The sequence below is a fragment of the Streptomyces sp. NBC_00631 genome (assembly GCF_045206895.1).
Lineage (GTDB): Bacteria > Actinomycetota > Actinomycetes > Streptomycetales > Streptomycetaceae > Streptomyces.
This window is the reverse complement of sequence record NZ_CP107734.1, coordinates 1,113,759-1,132,464: the sequence shown is the minus strand read 5'-3', so window position 1 is coordinate 1,132,464 and position 18,706 is coordinate 1,113,759. Positions and strand designations below refer to the sequence as shown.

18 protein-coding genes are annotated in these 18,706 nt (G+C 73.5%); 10 read left to right on the top strand and 8 right to left on the bottom strand.

The window, feature by feature from the left end:
• Nucleotides 1-8: 8 nt before the first annotated feature.
• A complete protein-coding gene (locus tag OHB00_RS05290; RefSeq protein ID WP_406431719.1) occupies nt 9-209 on the top strand; it encodes a ferredoxin in 201 nt (66 codons plus the stop codon).
• Here OHB00_RS05290 and OHB00_RS05285 read toward each other — a convergent pair.
• Nucleotides 206-1,093 (bottom strand): sigma-70 family RNA polymerase sigma factor, encoded by an 888-nt coding sequence (locus tag OHB00_RS05285; RefSeq protein WP_406431717.1) that lies wholly within the window; start codon nt 1,091-1,093, stop codon nt 206-208. The genes OHB00_RS05290 and OHB00_RS05285 overlap by 4 nt on opposite strands.
• 69 nt (nt 1,094-1,162) lie before the next feature.
• Here OHB00_RS05285 and OHB00_RS05280 point away from each other — a divergent pair, with 69 nt between their 5' ends.
• Complete coding sequence (locus tag OHB00_RS05280; RefSeq protein ID WP_406431715.1) at nt 1,163-1,840, top strand: FMN-dependent NADH-azoreductase; 678 nt, start codon at nt 1,163-1,165, stop codon at nt 1,838-1,840.
• A 2-nt stretch (nt 1,841-1,842) separates the two neighbouring features.
• Here the strand turns inward: OHB00_RS05280 and OHB00_RS05275 are convergent, their stop codons facing one another.
• Entirely contained in the window at nt 1,843-2,394 is a 552-nt protein-coding gene (locus OHB00_RS05275) for a TetR/AcrR family transcriptional regulator (RefSeq protein WP_406431713.1), read from the bottom strand.
• An 85-nt stretch (nt 2,395-2,479) separates the two neighbouring features.
• Between OHB00_RS05275 and OHB00_RS05270 the strand changes: the two genes are divergently transcribed.
• From OHB00_RS05270 to OHB00_RS05260, 3 genes are all read left to right on the top strand, one after another.
• Entirely contained in the window at nt 2,480-2,938 is a 459-nt protein-coding gene (locus OHB00_RS05270) for a DUF1348 family protein (protein ID WP_406431711.1), read from the top strand.
• 20 nt (nt 2,939-2,958) lie between these two features.
• Entirely contained in the window at nt 2,959-3,492 is a 534-nt protein-coding gene (locus OHB00_RS05265; RefSeq protein WP_406431709.1) for a flavoprotein, read from the top strand.
• 95 nt (nt 3,493-3,587) lie between these two features.
• Nucleotides 3,588-4,556 carry an aldo/keto reductase gene (locus tag OHB00_RS05260; RefSeq protein ID WP_406431708.1) on the top strand — a complete coding sequence of 323 codons (969 nt, stop codon included), beginning with the start codon at nt 3,588-3,590 and terminating at the stop codon, nt 4,554-4,556.
• 86 nt (nt 4,557-4,642) lie between these two features.
• On the opposite strand, the gene OHB00_RS05255 is transcribed toward OHB00_RS05260, so the two are convergent.
• Complete coding sequence (locus OHB00_RS05255; RefSeq protein ID WP_406431706.1) at nt 4,643-5,425, bottom strand: phytanoyl-CoA dioxygenase family protein; 783 nt, start codon at nt 5,423-5,425, stop codon at nt 4,643-4,645.
• A 69-nt stretch (nt 5,426-5,494) separates the two neighbouring features.
• On the opposite strand from OHB00_RS05255, the gene OHB00_RS05250 reads away from it, so the two are divergent.
• Both OHB00_RS05250 and OHB00_RS05245 read left to right on the top strand, forming a co-directional pair.
• Nucleotides 5,495-6,391 (top strand): helix-turn-helix domain-containing protein, encoded by an 897-nt coding sequence (locus OHB00_RS05250; protein WP_406431704.1) that lies wholly within the window; start codon nt 5,495-5,497, stop codon nt 6,389-6,391.
• A gap of 457 nt (nt 6,392-6,848) precedes the next feature.
• The gene (locus OHB00_RS05245; RefSeq protein ID WP_406431702.1) at nt 6,849-8,702 is read left to right on the top strand and encodes an RICIN domain-containing protein; all 1,854 of its coding nucleotides are present in this window, start codon (nt 6,849-6,851) and stop codon (nt 8,700-8,702) included.
• Between the two features lie 12 nt (nt 8,703-8,714).
• On the opposite strand, the gene OHB00_RS05240 is transcribed toward OHB00_RS05245, so the two are convergent.
• The 5 genes from OHB00_RS05240 to OHB00_RS05220 all read right to left on the bottom strand — a co-directional run bounded on the left by OHB00_RS05240 (nt 8,715) and on the right by OHB00_RS05220 (nt 14,239).
• Complete coding sequence (locus tag OHB00_RS05240) at nt 8,715-9,203, bottom strand: universal stress protein (protein ID WP_406445620.1); 489 nt, start codon at nt 9,201-9,203, stop codon at nt 8,715-8,717.
• A gap of 16 nt (nt 9,204-9,219) precedes the next feature.
• A complete protein-coding gene (locus tag OHB00_RS05235; RefSeq protein ID WP_406445618.1) occupies nt 9,220-10,479 on the bottom strand; it encodes an arsenic transporter in 1,260 nt (419 codons plus the stop codon).
• 69 nt (nt 10,480-10,548) lie between these two features.
• Nucleotides 10,549-11,814, bottom strand: a complete 1,266-nt coding sequence (locus OHB00_RS05230; RefSeq protein WP_406431700.1) for a hypothetical protein — start codon at nt 11,812-11,814, stop codon at nt 10,549-10,551.
• Between the two features lie 190 nt (nt 11,815-12,004).
• Entirely contained in the window at nt 12,005-12,715 is a 711-nt protein-coding gene (locus OHB00_RS05225; RefSeq protein WP_406431698.1) for a DUF4232 domain-containing protein, read from the bottom strand.
• A 126-nt stretch (nt 12,716-12,841) separates the two neighbouring features.
• Nucleotides 12,842-14,239: a serine/threonine-protein kinase gene (locus tag OHB00_RS05220; RefSeq protein ID WP_406431696.1), complete on the bottom strand. Its 1,398-nt coding sequence runs from the start codon at nt 14,237-14,239 to the stop codon at nt 12,842-12,844.
• 46 nt (nt 14,240-14,285) lie between these two features.
• Here OHB00_RS05220 and OHB00_RS05215 point away from each other — a divergent pair, with 46 nt between their 5' ends.
• From OHB00_RS05215 to helR, 3 genes are all read left to right on the top strand, one after another.
• Complete coding sequence (locus OHB00_RS05215) at nt 14,286-14,834, top strand: RNA polymerase sigma factor (protein WP_406431694.1); 549 nt, start codon at nt 14,286-14,288, stop codon at nt 14,832-14,834.
• A gap of 169 nt (nt 14,835-15,003) precedes the next feature.
• A complete protein-coding gene (locus OHB00_RS05210; RefSeq protein WP_406431692.1) occupies nt 15,004-16,203 on the top strand; it encodes a glycosyltransferase in 1,200 nt (399 codons plus the stop codon).
• 314 nt (nt 16,204-16,517) lie between these two features.
• Nucleotides 16,518-18,689 (top strand): RNA polymerase recycling motor ATPase HelR, encoded by a 2,172-nt coding sequence (gene helR / locus OHB00_RS05205; RefSeq protein WP_406431690.1) that lies wholly within the window; start codon nt 16,518-16,520, stop codon nt 18,687-18,689.
• Nucleotides 18,690-18,706: the final 17 nt, after the last annotated feature.

Here is an 18,706-nt window from a genome sequence, read left to right as displayed (position 1 = left end):
CTCCTGCCATGCACATCGAGATCGACCGGGACGTCTGCATCGGCGCGGGGCAGTGCGCCCTGACCGCCCCGAACGTCTTCACCCAGGACGACGACGGCTTCAGCACCCTGCTCCCCGGAAAGGAGGACGGCGGCGGCGACCCACTGGTCAAGGAGGCGGCCCGGGCCTGCCCGGTGCACGCCATCACGGTCAAGGAACCGACGGGCTAGCGGGCAGCCACCGGTACGTCGAGCACCGCCAGTTCCAGCCCGCGCAGCCGCGCCGGGTCGGCGACGACCTCGTACGCCGCCACCCGGTCGCCCTCGACGATCACCCGCAGGACGTACCGCAGCCGTCCCCGCGGGGCGACGACGAGGCCGACCCGGCCGTCGATCAGGGCCGGCACGGCGAGCCGGGCGCGCTCGCGCAGCAGCACCGTGCCCTCCGCGACCGCCCGCGCGCCCCGCAGATCCGCCGCCACCCCCGGCGGCAGGGTCGCGGGGTCGGCGCGCCGGACCACGTCCGGGGCGAGCAGGCCGAGCAGTGCGCCCAGGTCCCCGCCCCGGGCGGCGGCCAGGAACGCCTCCACGACCCCGCGGTGCCGGTCCTGCTCGGCGGCCGGCAGCGCGGGCGTGCCCCGCACCTTGTGCCGGGCCCGGCTGGCGAGCTTCTTCGCGGCCGGCAGCGAACGGTCGGTGATCGCCGCGATTCGCTCGAACGGCACCCCGAACAGGTCGTGCAGCACGAACGCGACCCGCTCCGCCGGGCTCAGGGTCTCCAGCACCACCAGCAGGGCGAGCCCCACCGACTCGGCCAGCACGGCCTCCTCCTCGGGCCCGGCACCGGCCGCGCGCTCCGGGAGGTCCTCGCCGTACGGCTCCTCACGATGGGCGGTCCGGGCGCGCAGCATGTCCAGGCAGACACGGGAGACGACCGTCGTCAGCCAGGCGGTGAGGTTGCCGACGCCCGCGCCGCCCGCCCGGCTCAGCCGCAGCCAGGCCTCCTGGACCGCGTCCTCGGCGTCCCCGGCCGAGCCCAGCATGCGGTACGCGATCGCCCGCAGCCGACCGCGCCGCGCCTCGAACTCGGCCGCCAGCTCGTCGTGCCGGTCCATGGGGTCACCTTTCCGCCGTGTGCGCCGTCACCCCTTCGACGTATCCGGACCGACCGAGGTGACCACCCCATGCTGCTGCACATCGACTCCAGCGCCGACGCGACCGCCGACTCCGTGACCAGGCGCCTCACCGCCGACTTCGCCCGCGCCTGGCGCGCCGGGCACCCGGCGGCGGAGTACCGCCACCGCGACCTGACCGCCACTCCGGTGCCCCCGCTCACCGGCGCCTACGCGACCCTGGGGCGCCGGGTGGAGCGGGAGGGCTTCGTGCCGCCCGCCAAGGTGTCCGCGCTGATCGACAGCCCGGCCGAGGCCCGCGAATGGGAACAGACCCTGCCCCTGATCACCGAGCTGGCCGTCGCGGACACGGTGCTGCTCGGCGTCCCGATGTACAACTTCGCGGTGCCCGCGGCCCTCAAGGCATGGATCGACCGGGTGACCTTCCCCGGTGCCTTCGCCCACCCGGACACGGGGGAGAGCCTGCTGTCCGGCACCCGGGTGGTGGCCGTCCTGGCGCGCGGCGGCGCCTACGGCCCGGACACCGGCCGGGCGGCCCTGGACTTCCAGGGCCCGTACCTGAAGGCCTGGACGGGCCGGCTGGGCGTCCGGCCCGAGCACCTTCACCCGGTGGCCGCCGAGCTGACCCGCGTCGACGTGCTGCCCCTCCTGGCCGGCCAGGAGGAAGCCGCCGCCGCCTCCCTCGCCGAGGCCCGCGCCTCGCTCGCGCGGCTCGCCGCCGCGAGCTGACGTCACCCGGCGCGCAGCAGCACCCGGGCCGCCGCGCGGGCCTCGGCCGCGGGCTCGGTGCTCCCGCTGACGCCCGCGGTGACCATCGCACCCTCGGCGAGCAGGAACAGCGGTCCGGTGAGCGCGGCGTCCAGCCCGGCGTCGGCCACCAGCTCCGCGAGGTACTCCCGGAACGCCCGCTTGTGGCCCCGCACCTGGGCCACCACCCGCGGCGAGGTGGCGCCGAGCTCGCCGTACGCGTTGATCCAGGCACACCCCCGGAAGTCCGCCTCGCCGAACCACCCTTCCAGCCAGTCGAAGACCGCGAGCAGCCGCTCCCGGGGATCCTCGTGCCGCCGGACGTGCTCGGCGAGCCGCTGCCGCCAGCGCACGTCCCGCCGCTCCAGGTAGGCCGCCACGAGCTGCTCCTTCGCGGGGAAGAGCTGGTAGAGCCGCTTCAGGGAGACGCCGGAGGCGCCGCGTATGTCGTCCATGCCGACGGACTGCACCCCGCGCCCGTAGAACAGCCGCTCGGCGGCGTCCAGAGCCTGCTCACGCGCGACCGCGCTGTCCATGGGCCACTCCTTGACGAGAGAACGTGCGTTCTCCTACGGTAGCAGCGATCGTGAGAACGTACGTTCTCTCATTGAGGAGGAGACCATGGCCGACCGTCCGCCCCTGCCGCCCTTCAGCCGGGAGACCGCCGTGCAGAAGGTCCAGGCCGCCGAGGACGCCTGGAACACCCGCGACCCCGAGCGGGTGGCGCTCGCCTACTCCGCGGACTCGGTCTGGCGCAACCGCGGCACGTTCGTCACCGGCCGCGCCGCGATCGTCGAGTTCCTCACCGCCAAATGGGCCCGGGAACTCGACTACGCCCTCCGCAAGGACCTGTGGTCCTTCGACGGCAACCGCATCGCGGTCCGCTTCCAGTACGAGTGCCACGACGCGGACGGCCGGTGGTGGCGGTCGTACGGCAACGAGCTGTGGGAGTTCGACGAGCACGGACTGATGACCCGGCGCGAGGCCAGCATCAACGACGTCCCCATCGAGGAGCACGAACGCCGGATCCACGGCCCGCGCCCCGAGTCCGAGCGGGGCCTGTCCTTCCCGCTCCGGTAGCGCCCGCATAGGGTTCGCGGATGACCGATGAGCCCCGTAAGCCCTTCCTCTGCCTCGTCGTCTGCGCCGCTGGCATCGCCGCGGGCGTCGGCAGGCTCATCACCGCCGCCCAGGAACGCGGTTGGGAGGTCGGGGTCATCGCCACACCCGTCGCCATGAACGGCTTCTTCGACACCGCCGCGGCCGAGGCGTGCACCGGCCGCCCCGTCCGGTCGGCCTGGCGGCGGCCCGCCGATCCGCGCCCCTTCCCCGCGCCGGACGCCGTGGTGGTCGCCCCCGCCACCTTCAACACCGTCAACAAGTGGGCCGCCGGGCTCGCCGACACCCTCGCCGTCGGCACCCTGTGCGAGGCCCTGGGACTGGGCGTCCCGATCGCCGTCCTGCCCTGCGTCGCCGACGCGCTGGCCGCACACCCCGCCTACCAGGAGAGCCTGACCCGGCTGCGCGCGCTCGGCGTCCGCTTCGGCGACCCCTGTGCCGGCGAGGCCGAAGCGGACGGCGGCCGCCCCGAGTTCGCCTGGGAACAGGCGCTCGACCTGCTGGAGCGGCACTGACATCGTCCGATAACCGCCGCCACGACACGAGACCGGCCGGCCGGCCGACGTACGCTCGCCTCTGTACGACGTGATCTCGACGGTGGGAGACAACGATGGAGTACGTGAAGCTCGGCCGCACCGGCCTGGACGTGTCCCGGATCTGCCTCGGCTGCATGACCTACGGCCTGCCCGACCGCGGCACCCACGAGTGGACCCTCGACGAGCAGGCGTCCCGCCCGCTGATCCGGCAGGCGCTGGAGGCGGGCATCAACTTCTTCGACACCGCCAACGTCTACTCCGACGGCACCAGCGAGGAGATCGTCGGCAAGGCGCTGCGCGACTTCGCCCGGCGCGACGAGATCGTCCTCGCCACCAAGGTGCACGGCCGCATGCGCCCCGGCCCCAACGGCGGCGGGCTGTCCCGCAAGGCGATCCTCACGGAGATCGACCACAGCCTCAGCCGCCTCGGCACCGACCACGTCGACCTCTACCAGATCCACCGCTACGATCACGCCACGCCGATCGAGGAGACGATGGAGGCGCTGCACGACGTCGTCAAGGCGGGCAAGGCCCGGTACATCGGGGCGAGTTCGATGTACGCCTGGGAGTTCTCCAAGGCCCAGTACACGGCCGAGCGGAACGGCTGGACCAAGTTCGTGTCGATGCAGGACCACTACAACCTCCTCTACCGCGAGGAGGAGCGCGAGATGCTGCCGCTCTGCGCTGACCAGGGTGTGGGCGTGCTGCCGTGGAGCCCGCTGGCCCGGGGCCGCCTCACCCGCGACTGGGGCACGGTCACCGAGCGCAGCTCCACGGACAACTTCGGCAACCGCCTCTACCAGGAGGGCGACCGGGCGATCGTGGAGGCGGTCACCCGCATCGCCGAGGCCCGAGGCGTCCCCCGGGCCCAGGTGGCCCTCTCCTGGCTCCTCCACCAGAACACGGTGACGGCCCCGATCATCGGCGCGTCGAAGCCGAACCACATCGAGGACGCGGTGGCGGCGGTGGAACTCGAACTCAGCGACAAGGAGCTGGAGCAGCTGGAGCAGCCCTACGGTCCCCATCCGATTTCCGGCCACTGAGGCGCGCCCCCTGGGGGCGCGGGGCTGTATTCGACGTGCGGCGCCGCCGCGTGGGCGTGCTCAACCCCCGCTCACCCGCACCCGAATCACAACCGCGACGTCCCGCAAGGACCGCCGCCTGCGCTCTCCAGCAAGGAAACGGGGTCCCCGCTCATGCTCAACGTCCGGTAATACCCCCCGATCCGCTCCGCCGACCGCCCCACATAGTGGCCGATGAACGACCGCCGGAACCGGTTCGCGGAGTGGTTGGGCTGTGACCCGTGCACCAGACTCCCGTTGAAGAACAGGACGTCCCCCGGCTCCATGTCGACCGGCACCGCCGTGAGCCCCTCCGGCGGTGCCACGTACTCCCTGGCGAACGACAGCCCCGCGTCCGACTCCTCCGGGCAGAACAAGTCCATCCGATGCGTTCCCGGCACCACCTCAAGCCCGCCGTTCTCCCGGTCGATCGCCTCACAGGCGACCCACGCGGCGACGCACGTCCCCGGCTCCACCCGCAGATAGAAGTTGTCCTGGTGCAGCGCCTGCCCCCGGGCCCCCGGCGGCTTGAAGTAGAACATGCTCTGCGCGGCCAGCACCTCCTCCCCGAACAGCGCCTCCAGGACCACCCGGAGCCGCGCGTCGAGCAGGAACCGCAGCGCCGGCGCGCTGATCTCGTGGGGCTGCATCACCCGGGGATAGCGGTGCAGCGGATCCGCCGTCGGCTTCGGCTCGAAGTGCCCCGGCACCACCCGCCCCGCCGCGTGCAGCGCCGCGAACTCCGCGCACAACCGGTCGATCTCGTCGTACCCGAACAACCCCCGTACGACGGTGAACCCGTCCTCCTCGAACTGCCGCAGGACGGTGGTGTCGATGCCCATGGCTGTCATGCTCGTGCTCCTCGGTCCGGTGCTCTGGACCTGTCACGCTAGGCCGACGCACCGACGGGGAGGATGCCCATGAACGCTGCGGAGTTGCCCGGCACTGCTGCCCCGGCCCCACCGCCGGGCATGGTCGTCACCGGCCGCTACGACGAGGGTCCCGGCTACCGCATCAACCGCCCCGGGGGATCGGGCAGTTGGCTGCTCACCTGGACGACGGACGGCCGCGGCCTGCTGCGGCAGGGGGCGGTGGAGACCGCCGCGCGCCCCGGAGACCTCGTCGTCCTGGCCCCCGGCGTCCCGCACGGATACGCCGTCGGGCCCGGCGCGCGCCACTGGCGGTTCTGGTGGACCCACTGCCAGGTGCGCCCCCACTGGACGCAGTGGCTGACTCCCCACGCCCTCGGCGACGGCGTGTACGCCGTGCGCGCCACGGAGGACACCCACGCCCGGATCGACGCGGCCTTCCAGCGCGTACTCGCCGACTCCCGCTGGACCGGCACCGGTGCGCCGCCCGTCCCGGCGCCCGGCGACGACCCCGTCGCCGTCGCGCACGGCGGCGCGGCGCGCGAACTCGCCCTGTGCGCGCTGGAGGAGGCGGTTCTGCTCGCGACCGCCGGCCCGCCCCGGGCGGCACCCGGCCGGGACGAGCGGGACGAGCGGGTGCGCCGCGCCGAGGAACTGATCGCCGCCGACCCGGGCGCCCCGCACACGGTCCGCTCGCTCGCCGCGCGTGTCGCGCTGTCGCCGTCCCGGTTCGCCCACCTTTTCACCGGGCAGACCGGCGTGCCCCCGATGCGCGCGCTGCGCGAGGCGCGGCTGCGACATGCCGCGCGGCTGCTGGAGAGCACCGACCTGACCGCCGAGCGGGTCGCCGCCGCGTCCGGATTTCCCAGCCCGTTCCACTTCAACCGGGTTTTCCGAGAAAGATACGGTGTCCCGCCCGGCACCTACCGCTCCGCCGAACGCCCTTAATGTACCCGGTCATTGGTTTCACGAGCGCCGGTGGCGGGCGGCTTGTGCAGGTCGGGCCGTGGTTCAATGGTTGCTGCCGATACCGGGGCGGTCGGCCCCGAATCCCCGCGTCAATTGCGATGTCGATACGGCGACATAGCGCGGACTCTGTCATTGACGTTTCGTCAAATTACCGCAGCCACCGGGCAATGCGCAAAACCCCGAGATCTCTTGTTCTGCCCTGCTGGCCTGTGCAAAGGTGTGGCGTGTCGGCATGCGGACCATTATTTTTCACCGCCGCATGCGCGAGGCCGCTCCCGTACGCCCCCCACGCTTCAAAAGAGCTGCCGTCGGCGGACGTTCGAGTGCCGAACCCCCCATCACACCCATCCGGCCCCTCGGTGCCGGCGGGTCGTGTACCGGTTGCATACCAGACGGTATGGGCCGAATCCCGCGTTGCGTCTGGAGGAATGCCGCCGTGAATGACGCAGGCCTGGGGAATTCCCCTACCCCCGCCCGGCCGTTCGACGTCACCGACGAGCAGCTCAGCACGGAGCTCAAGCAGTGGACGGGCACCGCACCCGCCCTGCACCCCGTCGGTGAACTTCTCGACCGGCACTGGGAAGCGGCCTTCGCCTACGCCCGTCTGTGCACCGACGGGACGCGCGGTGCGGGAATGCTCACCACCGCCGCATTCACCCGGCTCTTCGGTGAATCCCTCCGCCAGGCCGGCCCGACTGCTGCCTGGCGCCCCCAACTCCTTGTCACCGTCCGGCGCATAGCCGCCGAATGGGACAACGACGGCCGCGGCGAACTGCTCCACCCCCAGCTGCGCGTCGGCAAGGGCGAGCGGGCCGCCGCCCGGCTGCTCCCGCCCGCGAACCGACGGCTGCTCTCCCGCGCCTTCCAGCGGCTCACCCCGTCCTCGCGCACCGTGCTGTGGCACACCGAGGTCGAGTCGGAGCCCCTGGCGGCACCCGCCGCACTGCTGGGCCTCGACGAGCAGGACGCGCGGGTCGAACTGCGCCGGGCCCGCGAGCGGATGCGCGAGGAGTGCGTCCAGGTGCACCGCGAACTCGCCCACGAGGACGAGTGCCAGCGCTACGTGCGGATGATCGACGTGACCTTCCGGCGCGGCGGGGTCGACGTCGACCGGGACCTCCAGCAGCACCTGAACGGCTGCAAGCACTGCCGGTACACCGCAGACCAGCTCCACCAGTTCAACGGAGGCCTCGGCATCGCCCTCGCCGAGGCCGTGCTCGGCTGGGGCGCCCGCGCCTACATGGAGTCCCGGGCCGGCCTGACCGAACAGCCCGCCGAACCCGCCACCGTGCCCGGCGGGGGGTTCGCCGGCGGTGAGGCGTTCGCGGCGCCGGCCGCCCAGGGCAAGGACCTGGTCGTGCACCCCGCCGCCTCCCGCCGCGCCAAGCAGCGCGCAGCCCGCCGGGTGCGGCGCCGCAACCTCACCGTGGCCGTGGGCACCGTGAGCGGCCTGGTCGTGCTGCCACTGGTGCTGTGGTCGGTGCTCGGCTCCGGCGACGACACCACCTCGGCCACCGCCAAACCGTCCGCCACACCGGCCGGCGCCTCCACCTCGGGACCGTCCTGGATCGGCACCAGCCAGACCACGCAGGGCACCCTGCGCGGCCGGCTGCACAACATCGCCTCCGGCCTGTGCATCGGCGTCGTCGGCAAGAAGGCCGTCAAGGGCGCCGAGACCGAGCTCGCCGAGTGCTCCTCGGCCGCCAGCCAGCAGTGGACGTACGAGGGCGACGGACTGCTGCGCAACGCCGCCGCCCCCGAGCTGTGCCTCGACTCGCACCTCGGCTACTCCGTCCAGCTCGCCCCGTGTGCGGCCGCGAGCGGGACCAAGGCGAAGAGCGTCCACTACGACTTCACCCTGCAGGGCGTGCTGGTGCCCCGCTGGAACCAGGACCTGGCGCTCGCGCCGGCCGCCACGGACGGCGGCGGCGCCCTGGTCGTCAAGACCCGGGCCGACGTCAGCTCCCAGCGCTGGGTGATGGACACCTCCCAGCCCGACCTGCAGATGCAGATCGTCAACTGGGACGCCGACACCACGCCCACCCCGACCGCGTCCGCCACCCCGGCCACCAAGGCCGCGAAACCCGCCACGCCGACGCCCACCCCGTCCGCGTCGAAGACGACCGCGCGATCGACACCGTCGAGCACCCCCAGCTACAACCCGTGCGTCGAGTACCCGGGCTACTGCTACGGCTCCGGGGACGGCCAGTACGGCGGCGGCTGGGGCGGCGGCTACGGCGGCGGAGGCTACGGCAGTGGCTACGGCGGCGGGGGGCACCACGCCCCCTGACCCGGCGCGGGCTCAGGGGTGCGGCGGCGGGGGCGGCATCGTCGTCAGGTCCGGCGCCGTCTCCGGCCACACCAGCAGAACCGGGCAGGGCGCGTGGTCGACGACGAACCGCACCGCCTTGCCCAGGCTGTGCGGCCCGAGCCGGGACCGGTCGCCGTCCCGGGCCAGCACCAGCAGGTCGGCGTCGTCGGCGGCGGCCACCACCTCCCGCTCGACCCGGCCGATCCGCTCCAGCCGGGTGCACGGCCGCCCCAGCCGGGCCGCGGCCGCGTCCAGCAGTTCCGCCGCGGACGTCCCGCCGAGCTCCACCAGCCGCCGCTCCGGGTCCGGTTCCGAGCCGGCCCGGCCCAGCAGCCCCGCGAAGGCGCCGTGCGCGAGCCCGGCCACCCCCGGCTCGTCCACGTGCAGCAAGACCACCTCGGACGCGCCCTGCGCGTAGCCGCGCGCCGCGTCCACACAGGCGGGCCAGGTCCCCTCGACCAGCCAGACGATCACCCGCATGTCCATGGCCTCCCGTCTAGATCCCGACCACCTGCAGTGCCCCCCACAGTGCCACCACCGCCCCGCACAGCGCAGCCGGCACGGCCAGCAGGCCCAGCCGGGTGAACTCCCCGAGGTCCACCCCGTGGTCGTGCTGGTGGACGATCCGGCGCCACAGCAGCGTCGCGAGCGACCCGGCGTAGGTGAGGTTCGGTCCGATGTTCACGCCGAGCAGCACGGCCAGCACCGCGCCCGGCCCGGCCGGCGCCGCCAGCGGCAGCAGCACCAGCACGGCCGGCAGGTTGTTCACGATGTTCGCCAGGACGGCGGCCAGCGCGGCGATGCCGAGCAGCGCCGGCAGCCCGGTCCCGCCCGGCAGCACATGACCGAGCGCGTCCGCGAGCCCGTTGTCCACGACCGCCCGCACCACGATCCCGAGCGCCAGCACGAACGCCAGGAACGCGGGCGCGGCCGCCTTCACCACGGTCAGCGGGGTCGCGCGCCGCCGGACCAGCGCCCGTCCGGCCAGCACCAGCGCGCCCGCGCACGCTGCCCACGCCGGGTCGATGCCGACCGCGGAGGTGAGCACGAACCCGGCAAGGGTGCAGCCCACCGTCACCAGCGCGAACAGCGGCAGCCGGGGCGGTTCGCCGGGATCCTCGGAGCCCGGGGCCGCCGAGGACAGGTCCCGGGCGAAGAACCGCCGGAACACCAGGTACTCGGCGCCGATCGCCACCAGCCAGGGCAGCACCATCAGCGCCGCGAAGCGGGTGAAGCTCAGTCCGCTCGCCGCGAACGCCAGCAGGTTCGTCAGATTGGAGACCGGCAGCAGCAGCGAGGCGGTGTTGGACAGGTGCGTGCAGGCGTAGACGTGCGGCTTGGCCCGCACCCCGGAGCGGGCCGCCGTCGCGAACACCACCGGCGTCAGCAGCACCACCGTCGCGTCCAGACTCAGGACGGCCGTGATCACCGAGGCCAGCGCGAACACCGCGGTCAGCAGCCGCACCGGCCGCCCGCCCGACCACCGGGCCATCCACGCCCCGCAGGCCTGGAACAGGCCCTCCACGTCACAGAAGTGGGCGAGCACCAGGACCGCGGCGAGGAAACCGACGACCGGCCCCAGCTGCTCGGCCTCCGCCCGCGCATGGTCGAGGGAGATCGCGCCGGTGGCCACGACGACTCCCGCCGCCGGCACGGCGAACACCGCCTCCGGCCAGCCGCGCGGGCGGATCACGGCCCAGGCGAGGACGGCGGCGAGCAGGAGGACGGACAGGGTCTCGGCGAGCGGGGTGTTCAGGGGGCGTTCCTCAGCGGTGTGATCGAGTACGGCCCGCCCATGAAAGCAGATGAAAGCAGACGGACCCGATCACGGGGACTGGGTATCCGCCGCCCCCGCCGCCCCCAGGAACTCCTGCCAGCCGCCCACCGGCTCCTGCCCCGGGTTCAGCGTGCGCAGCTTGCGGAGCACCGCCGGGTCCTGCGCCTCCAGCCACGCCACCAGCTGCTTGAAGGAGACGAAGCGCACGTCGTCGTGCTGGGCCATCCGGCCGATCGCCTCCTCGACGGCGTCCATGTAGATGCCGCCGTTCCAGCGCTCGAAGTGGTTGCCGATGAAGAACGGCGCCCGGTTCGTGGTGTACGCCCGCTCGAAGCCGGCGACATAGGTGTCGCGGGCCTGGGTGCGCCAGGCGTCGTACTGGGTCTTGTCGCCCAGCGGATTGCCGGCGGACTGGTTGAACATCATGTTGTAGTCCATCGACAGGACCTGGAAGGAGTGCCCGGAGAACGGTATGGACTGCAGCGGGAAGTCCCAGATGCGGTTGCCCTGCACCTTGGCCGGCCAGATCTGCAGGCCGCCGGGGGAGCTGGCGTCGTACTTCCAGCCGAGCGCGGCGGCCGTGGGCAGCAGGTTGGCCTGGCCCTCCAGACACGGGGTGCGGCCGCCGATCAGCTCCTTGCGGTAGTCGAAGGGCAGCGGCTCCAGGTCGGTGAAGCCGGTGTTCGTCTTCCACTTGGTGACGAAGTCCATGGCCTGGTCGATCTCGCTGCGCCACTCGGCCGGGGACCAGTTGCGCACCCCGTCGGAGCCGCAGAAGTGGCCGTTGAAGTGGGTGCCGATCTCGTGGCCCTCCAGCCAGGCGGCGCGCACCTGCTGGAGCGTGTTGTGGATGTGCCGGTCGGAGAGGTAGCCGATCGCGGAGGCGCCGACCGGGTGCTGCGGGGGACGGTAGAGGTCCTTCTTCGACTCGGGCAGGGCGTAGATGCCGGAGAGGAAGAACGTCATCTTCGCGCCGTGGTCCGCGGCCACCTTGCGGAAGCGGGAGAACAGCTGGTTGCTGAGCTCGCCCGCGCCGTCCCAGGAGAACACCACGAACTGCGGCGGCTTGGTGCCGGGCGCCATGCGCGTCGCCTTCGGCTGGTGCGGCTGCGCGCCGGTGTCGGCGGTGGAGCCGTCACCGATGAGCTTCAGCGGCCTGGCCGACGCGCTCCCGTTCGCGCCGCCGTCCTTGACGCCTTCGGCCGAACTGCTGCCGCCCAGCGTCCAGTTGCCGTTCGAGCACGCGGAGAGGGCACCCAGGGCCCCCGCCGTCGCGCCCGCCGTCAGCACCCGCCTGCGAGAGATGCCGCTCATGTCCGCCCCGATTCCGTCGTCCCGGCCCCTCGTGGAGCCGCGTTGCTGTGTTGTCGACGGATTCGATGGGCGGTCCGGCGAAAAAGATCGGAGCCGGCCGCGCGTGTTGCACGTCTGTGACAGTTGTGCCCCGGACATGACGGACCCCGCTGCCCGGGGGAGAGGGCAGCGGGGTCCGGTCAGGGGGTGATCAGGCGCCGGTACCGGCGCTGAACACGTTCAGACGCACCGAGGAGGCGTTTCCGGAGACCGGGACCGCGCCGTTGGTCCAGGTGACCTTCAGCGAGTCCTTCTCGTCCGGCGGGGTGACCAGCAGCGCGGCCGGCGTCGCCGTCTTGGCGCCGCTGATCTCCGGGCTGGAGAAGGTCAGTCCCGCCCAGGCGCTCTGACCGGGCTTGAGGGTGACCGTCGCGACGGTGGTGCCGGACTCGCGCTGCGGGTCGGGGCCGAGCTGCTTGCCCGCGGCGTTCACGAAGGCGGCGCCCGGGTAACCGCGCACGGTGCAGGTGCGGCCCGACTTGTTGGTGAGCACGATCGGGAAGTTCTCCTGACCGGCCCCGGGGTCGTTCGCGCCCACCGAGGCGGACAGCTCCGAGGTGTGGCAGCGGGTGCCGGCCGCGGTGGTGGTGCCGGTCTGTGCGGAGCCGGTCGACGTACCGCCGGCCGACTCCGGGCCGCCGGTCGGCGACGCCGGCGAGGACCCGGTGCCGGACGGGACGGCGGAGGTGTCCGAGCCGTCCGTGCTCGACGCGTTGCCGGTCGCGGGCGCCGCCGTGCCCGAGACCGACTCCGGAGACTTGCCCTGGCCGCCGTTGCCGCAGGCGGTCAGCAGGCCCAGGGCGGCGACCGTGCTCACGAGCAGGGCCGCCCCGCGCCGCGAGGACTGGGACGTGTGCGCCATGTGGATCAACACTCCTGGATGTCGTGGCACGCCTGTGCGGCGTGCCCGAGGCGCTCCGTGCGCCGTCACCTCCATCCGATGCGACGGACGGCGGAAAAGTTCGGGGGCACGCCGAGATTCACCGGGTCAGGTGACCCGGAGGGACCGGAGTATGCCGTCCGTGGCGCTCTTGTCGACGGCGCCCTTCTGCCGCACCTGCACGTACACCTGGGGCCGGCTGTCCCCGCCGGCCGGGCCGAGGGCCGCCTCCTGGATCGAGCCGCCCGTGCCGGAACAGTCGCTCCAGCTGCGGACCCGGCCCTTCCAGTCGGCGCCGGTGAAGGCGCGGCTGCCGTCGTAGTGGCAGCCGGAGTGGGTCAGGGCGTTCACCTTGGCGGTGACGTTCCCGTGCTCGCTCACGCCGATGAACACGCCGTTCACCGCGGCCGACAGGTCCTGCCACTCCGACACGTCGTCGGCGACCTCCAGGCCCGGCTCGTGCCCGGAGGCCAGCCCCAGGGCCTGCGGGTTCCAGCCGGAGTTGCGCAGTTCGCCGGCCCATCCGGACGGCACCTCGGCCACCACCCGGCCGGTGGAGTCGGCGACCCGCGTCTGGTCCCCCGCCGACCCGTTCCGGTCGACCATCGTGACGGCGAGGGCCGTGCCGCCGGCCGCCAGGACCGCGGCGACGGTCAGGGTGACCGCGTTGAGCCGCCTGCGGACACCGTCCAGGCGCTTCGGCCGGCGGGCCGCCGCGGCCGCCGACAGCCGGTCCAGCTCGTCCGCGAAGGCCTGCGCGGACGGCCAGCGCCGCTGCCGGTCCGGCTCCAGGGCCCGCATCAGCGCCCGCTGCACGTCGTCCCCGAGGTCCGGCCGCAGCCGCTCCGGCCGGACGACCTGCCCGGGCGCCGCCGGCACCGTCCCGGTGACCAGCTCGTAGCCCACCGCGCCCAGCGCGTACACGTCGGCGCGGGCGTCGATGCCCTCGCCGGGCCGGGCCTGCTCCGGCGGCTGGTACCCGGCCGAACCGGCGGCCAGCGTGAGCCCCGACGCCTGCGCAAGGCTCTTCGCCAGCCCCAGGTCCGCCAGCAGCACCCGGCGGGTGCCGTCCTGCGCCGTGCGCAGCAGCACGTTGGTCGGCTTGATGTCCCGGTGCACGATCCCCGCCCCGTGCAGGTCCGCCGCGCCGCGCGCCGCCAGCGCGGTCAGCCGCAGCGCGTCGGGCACCGGCAGCGGGCCCGCCCCGAGCAGATCGGCGAGGGTGCCCGCGTCGGCGTACTCCATCACGAAGTACGGCCGCCCGTCCGGGAGTTCACCGATGTCGTAGACCTGCACCACGCGCTTGGAATCGGCCCGGCGCAGCAGCCGCGCCTCGGACAGGAAGCGGTCGTGGATGTCGAGGCGATGGGACCAGTTGTCGGCGAGCACCTTCACCGCCACCGGGGCGTCCAGCTGGTCGTCGTAAGCGAGCCAGACCGTCCCGAAGGCACCGGTGCCCAGGCGCCGTTCGAGGCGATAGCGGCCGATCCGCTCCAGGGGTTGCATACGACTATCATGCCTGTCCTGAGATCGACTTCGAGGGGGACCTCCCGTGCCGGACGCCGCGCTGACCGAAGACCTCGCCCGGCGGGCCGCCGGCGGGGACCAGGTGGCCCTGAACCAGCTGCTGACCGAGGTCTGGCCCGACGTCGTACGACGCTGCGGGCGGTTCCTGCCGTGCCGGGAGGACGCCGAGGAAGCGGCCCAGGACGTCCTGCTCCAGATCTCCCGGAAGATCTCCACATTCGAGGGCCGCAGCCGCTTCAGCACCTGGCTGTACACGGTCGTCGCCAACTGCGCCCGGCAGAAGTACCGGGACCTGAAGCGGCGGGCGGCGGAGCAGCCGGCGGCCATCGAGCCGACGGAGCACGTCGACCCGCGGACGACGAGTGTGATCGCCGGGTCCCGGATCGACCTGCTGGAGGCGCTGGACCGGCTGGAGCGGGAGCACCCGCAGCTGGTCGCGCCGCTCGTGTACCGGGACATCTGCCAGCTGGACTACGCCGAGGTCGCCGAGCGGGTGGGGATACCGCTGGGCACGCTGAAGTCCCGGCTGCACGAGGCCCGCAAGCAGGTCCGGCCCTGGCTGAGCGCGCCGTGACAGCAGAACGGGCCGCGCATCGGCGGCCCGGAAAATAACACAGGGCGAGGAGTTCTTCTCCTTGCCCTTCTTAACGTATAGCGCACTGGGGGGCTTGCGGCAAGGCCCCCCTCGTCCCGCAGAATCGCAGGCCGAAGCCAGGAACCGCGGTATTTGGGGGATGCGCGACATGCGTGTGCTGTTGATGGGATATGGGTCACGCGGCGATGTGGAACCGCTGGCGGGACTCGCGGTGGCGCTGCGGAAGCTCGGCGCCGAGGCGCGGGTGTGCGCCCCGCCGGACGAGGAGTACGCGGAGCTGCTGGGCCGTGCGGGCGTGCCGCACGTGCCGTTCGGGCCGTCGGTGCGGGCGCTGGTGACCCGGCCGAAGCCGTCACCGGAGGACGCGTTCAAGCTCGCGCCGGAGCTGGTCGCGGCGCATTTCGACACGGTCGGCCCGGCGGCCGAGGGATGCGACGCGCTGGTGGCGAGCGGCCTGATGCCGGCCGGCGCGCGGTCGGTGGCCGAGAAGCTGGGCATCCGGTACGTGCTGGCCTGCTTCCGCGCGGCCGGGCTGCCGTCCTCGCGGTTCCCGCCGGCCGGCCGGCCGGGCCGCCCGGCTCCTGCCGACGCCGACGTGGCGACGCTGTGGAAGGTGGATGCCGAGCGGGTGAACGCCCTGTACGGGGAGGCGCTCAACACCCACCGGGCCGCGCTCGGCCTGCCCCCGGTGGAGAACGTCCGTGACCACGTCCTCACCGACCGGCCGTGGCTGGCGGCCGACCCGGGGCTGGTCGCCTGGCAGGAGATGACGGATCTCGACCTCGTGCAGACCGGCGCGTGGCTGCTGCCGGACGAGCGCCCGCTCCCGGCCGAGCTGGTGGCCTTCCTGGAGGACGGCGCACCGCCGGTGTACGTCGGCTTCGGCAGCATGGCCATGCGCGGCGTGCCGGACGCTGCCCGGGTGGCCGTCGATGCGGTGCGCGCCCGGGGCCGCCGGGTGCTGGTCGGGCGCGGCTGGGCGGACCTCGCCCCGGCCGACGGCGACGACTGCTTCGCCGTCGGCGAGGTCAACCACCAGGCGCTGTTCCGCCGGGTGGCCGCCGTCGTCCACCACGGGGGCGCGGGCACCACGACGACGGCCGCCGTGGCCGGTGTGCCCCAGGTGGTCGTCCCCCAGATCGTGGACCAGCCGTACTGGGCCGCCCGGGTGGCCGCACTGGGCATCGGCGCGGCCCACGAGGGCCCGGTGCCGACGGTCGACTCGCTCTCGGCCGCGCTGGCGACCGCCCTCAGCCCCGAGACTCGCGCCCGCGCCGCCACCGTGGCCGTCGGGATGCGCCGCGACGGGGCGACCGTGGCGGCACGGATGCTCCTCGACGGGGTCTGAGCCGCGCCGAATCGCCGGGCAAGCTCTGCGAGCCCGCGCCGGGTGGAGCCCGCCTCGCGAGATCCGAGGCGCGCGGGAGCCGCTCGCCAGGCCCTTCGGCACCCCCGCCCGCATCGCCGCGACGGCGTGCTCCCACCCGTACATCCCCTCACCCTCCCGAACCCGCACACCCTCGCGGCTCGATCCGGCGACGACCCTTGCCCCGGCCGGCCGGCCGGGCTGCCGGCCGATCCGGCCACCCCATTCGTCACGCCGGTCCGGCCGCCCCGCCGCAGACACCCCGGGCCGCCCGGCCTCCCCACGGAGCTGATGCATTGAACCCCCTGACCACCAGCGCCTTCGATCTGCCCGAAGGCCTCTCCGCCAAAGCCGACCCCGCCCTGATCGCCGACGACGAACGGCACCTGGCCGCCGTCGCCGAGTGCCTCGCGCAGTCGATCGCGGAGCTGTCCGACCGCCTCGACACCGAGCTCAGGGCGCCGGGCGGCACCGGCCGCGCGGCGATGGACCGGGACATCGAGGTCCACCGGCTGAGCGGACGCCTGCGCACCCTGCGCCGCTTCGGCCTGGATCTCTGCCTGGGACGCATGGTCGGCGCCGACGACCCCGGGCCCGTCTACATCGGCCGGCTCGGCCTCACCGACAGCGCGGGCCGCCGGCTGCTGATCGACTGGCGGTCACCCGCGGCCGAACCGTTCTTCGCGGCGACCCACGCCGACCCGATGGGCCTGCGCAGCCGCCGCAGGTACCGCTGGCGGGACGGCCGGATCGGCGACTACTGGGACGAGGTGTTCACCGCCGACGGGCTCGACGGCCACGCCGCGCTGGACGACCAGTCCGCGTTCATCGCCAGCCTGGGCGCCGACCGGTCGGAGCGGATGCGCGACGTGCTCGCCACCATCCAGGCCGACCAGGACGCCATCATCCGCGCGGGCTCCCGGGGCGCCCTGGTCGTGGACGGCGGCCCGGGCACCGGCAAGACGGTCGTCGCCCTGCACCGCACGGCCCACCTCCTGTACTCCGACCCGCGTCTCGGCCACCGGCGGGGCGGGGTGCTGTTCGTCGGCCCGCACCGGCCCTACCTGAACTACGTCTCCGACGTCCTCCCGAGCCTCGGTGAGGAGGGCGTGCGGACCTGTGTTCTGCGGGACCTCGTCGACGAGGGCGCCGCCGCGGCGGTCGAGGCCGACCCGGAGGTGGCCCGCCTGAAGTCCTCCGCGGACCTGGTCCGGGCGATCGAGACGGCCGTCCGCTTCTACGAGGAGCCTCCCGCCCGGGGCATGACGGTCACCACCGACTGGGCCGACCTCCGGCTCACCGCCGACGACTGGGCCGACGCGTTCCGGGCACCGGGTCCCGGCACCCCGCACAACGAGGCACGCGACCAGATCTGGGAGGAACTGGCCGCCATCCTGCTGGACAAGTACGACGGCGACGACGTCCCGCCCGAGGAGTTCCGCAGGTCTCTGCGGCAGGACGCGGAGCTGGCCGACACCCTGAACGGCGCATGGCCGCTGCTGGAGGCGACCGACCTGGTCTCGGACCTCTGGTCGGTCCCCGCCTACCTGCGGCTGTGCGCCCCCTGGCTGGACCGCGACGAGGTCCGGCTGCTGCAGCGCGCGGACCCCCGGGCGTGGACGGTCTGCGACCTGCCGCTCCTGGACGCGGCCAGGCAGCGGCTCGGCGACCCGGAGGCGGCGCGGCGCAAGCAGCGGCACGAGGCCGTCCTCGCCGCCCAGCGCGAGCGCATGGCGCAGGTCGTCGCCAACCTGATCGGGGCCGCAGCCGACTCCGGCGCCGACGGGGACGACGGCGAGGGCCTGGTGAGGATGCTCCGCGGCGAGGACGCCAAGGTCAGCCTGGTCGACGAGTCCGAACTGCCCACCCCCGCCCCCGACCTGCTGGCCGGCCCGTTCGCGCACATCGTCGTCGACGAGGCCCAGGAACTCACCGACGCGGAATGGCAGATGCTGCTGCTGCGCTGCCCCTCCCGCAGCTTCACCATCGTCGGGGACCGCGCCCAGGCACGGCACGGATTTCCCGAGACCTGGCGGGAACGGCTGGCACGGGTCGGGTTCGACCGCGTCGACCTGGCCTCGCTCAGCATCAACTACCGCACCCCGGAGGAGGTCATGGCGGAGGCCGAGCCGGTCATCCGGGCCGTGCTCCCGGACGCCAACGTGCCGACCTCGATCCGCGGCGCCGGCCTGCCCGTGGTCCACGGATCCGTGTCGGAGCTGGACGGCATCCTCGGCACCTGGCTCGCCGCCCACGCCGAGGGCGTCGCCTGTGTGATCGGCGATCCCCGCTTCACACCGACGTCCCGGGTCGGTTCACTCACCCCGGAGCTGTCCAAGGGACTCGAATTCGACCTGGTCGTCCTGATCGACCCGGAGGAGTTCGGTACGGGCGTCGCGGGCGCTGTCGACCGTTACGTCGCGATGACCCGCGCGACCCGGCAGCTGGTCGTCCTGACGAGCGGCTAGGACGAGGCCCGACCGGG

What these genes read in the sequence shown, in the direction of transcription:
- OHB00_RS05290 (WP_406431719.1), top strand. Translation starts at nt 9, where the DNA reads ATGCACATCGAGATCGACCGGGACGTCTGCATCGGCGCGGGGCAGTGC.
- OHB00_RS05285 (WP_406431717.1), bottom strand. Translation starts at nt 1,093, where the DNA reads ATGGACCGGCACGACGAGCTGGCGGCCGAGTTCGAGGCGCGGCGCGGT.
- OHB00_RS05280 (WP_406431715.1), top strand. Translation starts at nt 1,163, where the DNA reads ATGCTGCTGCACATCGACTCCAGCGCCGACGCGACCGCCGACTCCGTG.
- OHB00_RS05275 (WP_406431713.1), bottom strand. Translation starts at nt 2,394, where the DNA reads ATGGACAGCGCGGTCGCGCGTGAGCAGGCTCTGGACGCCGCCGAGCGG.
- OHB00_RS05270 (WP_406431711.1), top strand. Translation starts at nt 2,480, where the DNA reads ATGGCCGACCGTCCGCCCCTGCCGCCCTTCAGCCGGGAGACCGCCGTG.
- OHB00_RS05265 (WP_406431709.1), top strand. Translation starts at nt 2,959, where the DNA reads ATGACCGATGAGCCCCGTAAGCCCTTCCTCTGCCTCGTCGTCTGCGCC.
- OHB00_RS05260 (WP_406431708.1), top strand. Translation starts at nt 3,588, where the DNA reads ATGGAGTACGTGAAGCTCGGCCGCACCGGCCTGGACGTGTCCCGGATC.
- OHB00_RS05255 (WP_406431706.1), bottom strand. Translation starts at nt 5,425, where the DNA reads ATGACAGCCATGGGCATCGACACCACCGTCCTGCGGCAGTTCGAGGAG.
- OHB00_RS05250 (WP_406431704.1), top strand. Translation starts at nt 5,495, where the DNA reads ATGAACGCTGCGGAGTTGCCCGGCACTGCTGCCCCGGCCCCACCGCCG.
- OHB00_RS05240 (WP_406445620.1), bottom strand. Translation starts at nt 9,203, where the DNA reads ATGCGGGTGATCGTCTGGCTGGTCGAGGGGACCTGGCCCGCCTGTGTG.
- OHB00_RS05230 (WP_406431700.1), bottom strand. Translation starts at nt 11,814, where the DNA reads ATGAGCGGCATCTCTCGCAGGCGGGTGCTGACGGCGGGCGCGACGGCG.
- OHB00_RS05225 (WP_406431698.1), bottom strand. Translation starts at nt 12,715, where the DNA reads ATGGCGCACACGTCCCAGTCCTCGCGGCGCGGGGCGGCCCTGCTCGTG.
- OHB00_RS05220 (WP_406431696.1), bottom strand. Translation starts at nt 14,239, where the DNA reads ATGCAACCCCTGGAGCGGATCGGCCGCTATCGCCTCGAACGGCGCCTG.
- OHB00_RS05210 (WP_406431692.1), top strand. Translation starts at nt 15,004, where the DNA reads ATGCGTGTGCTGTTGATGGGATATGGGTCACGCGGCGATGTGGAACCG.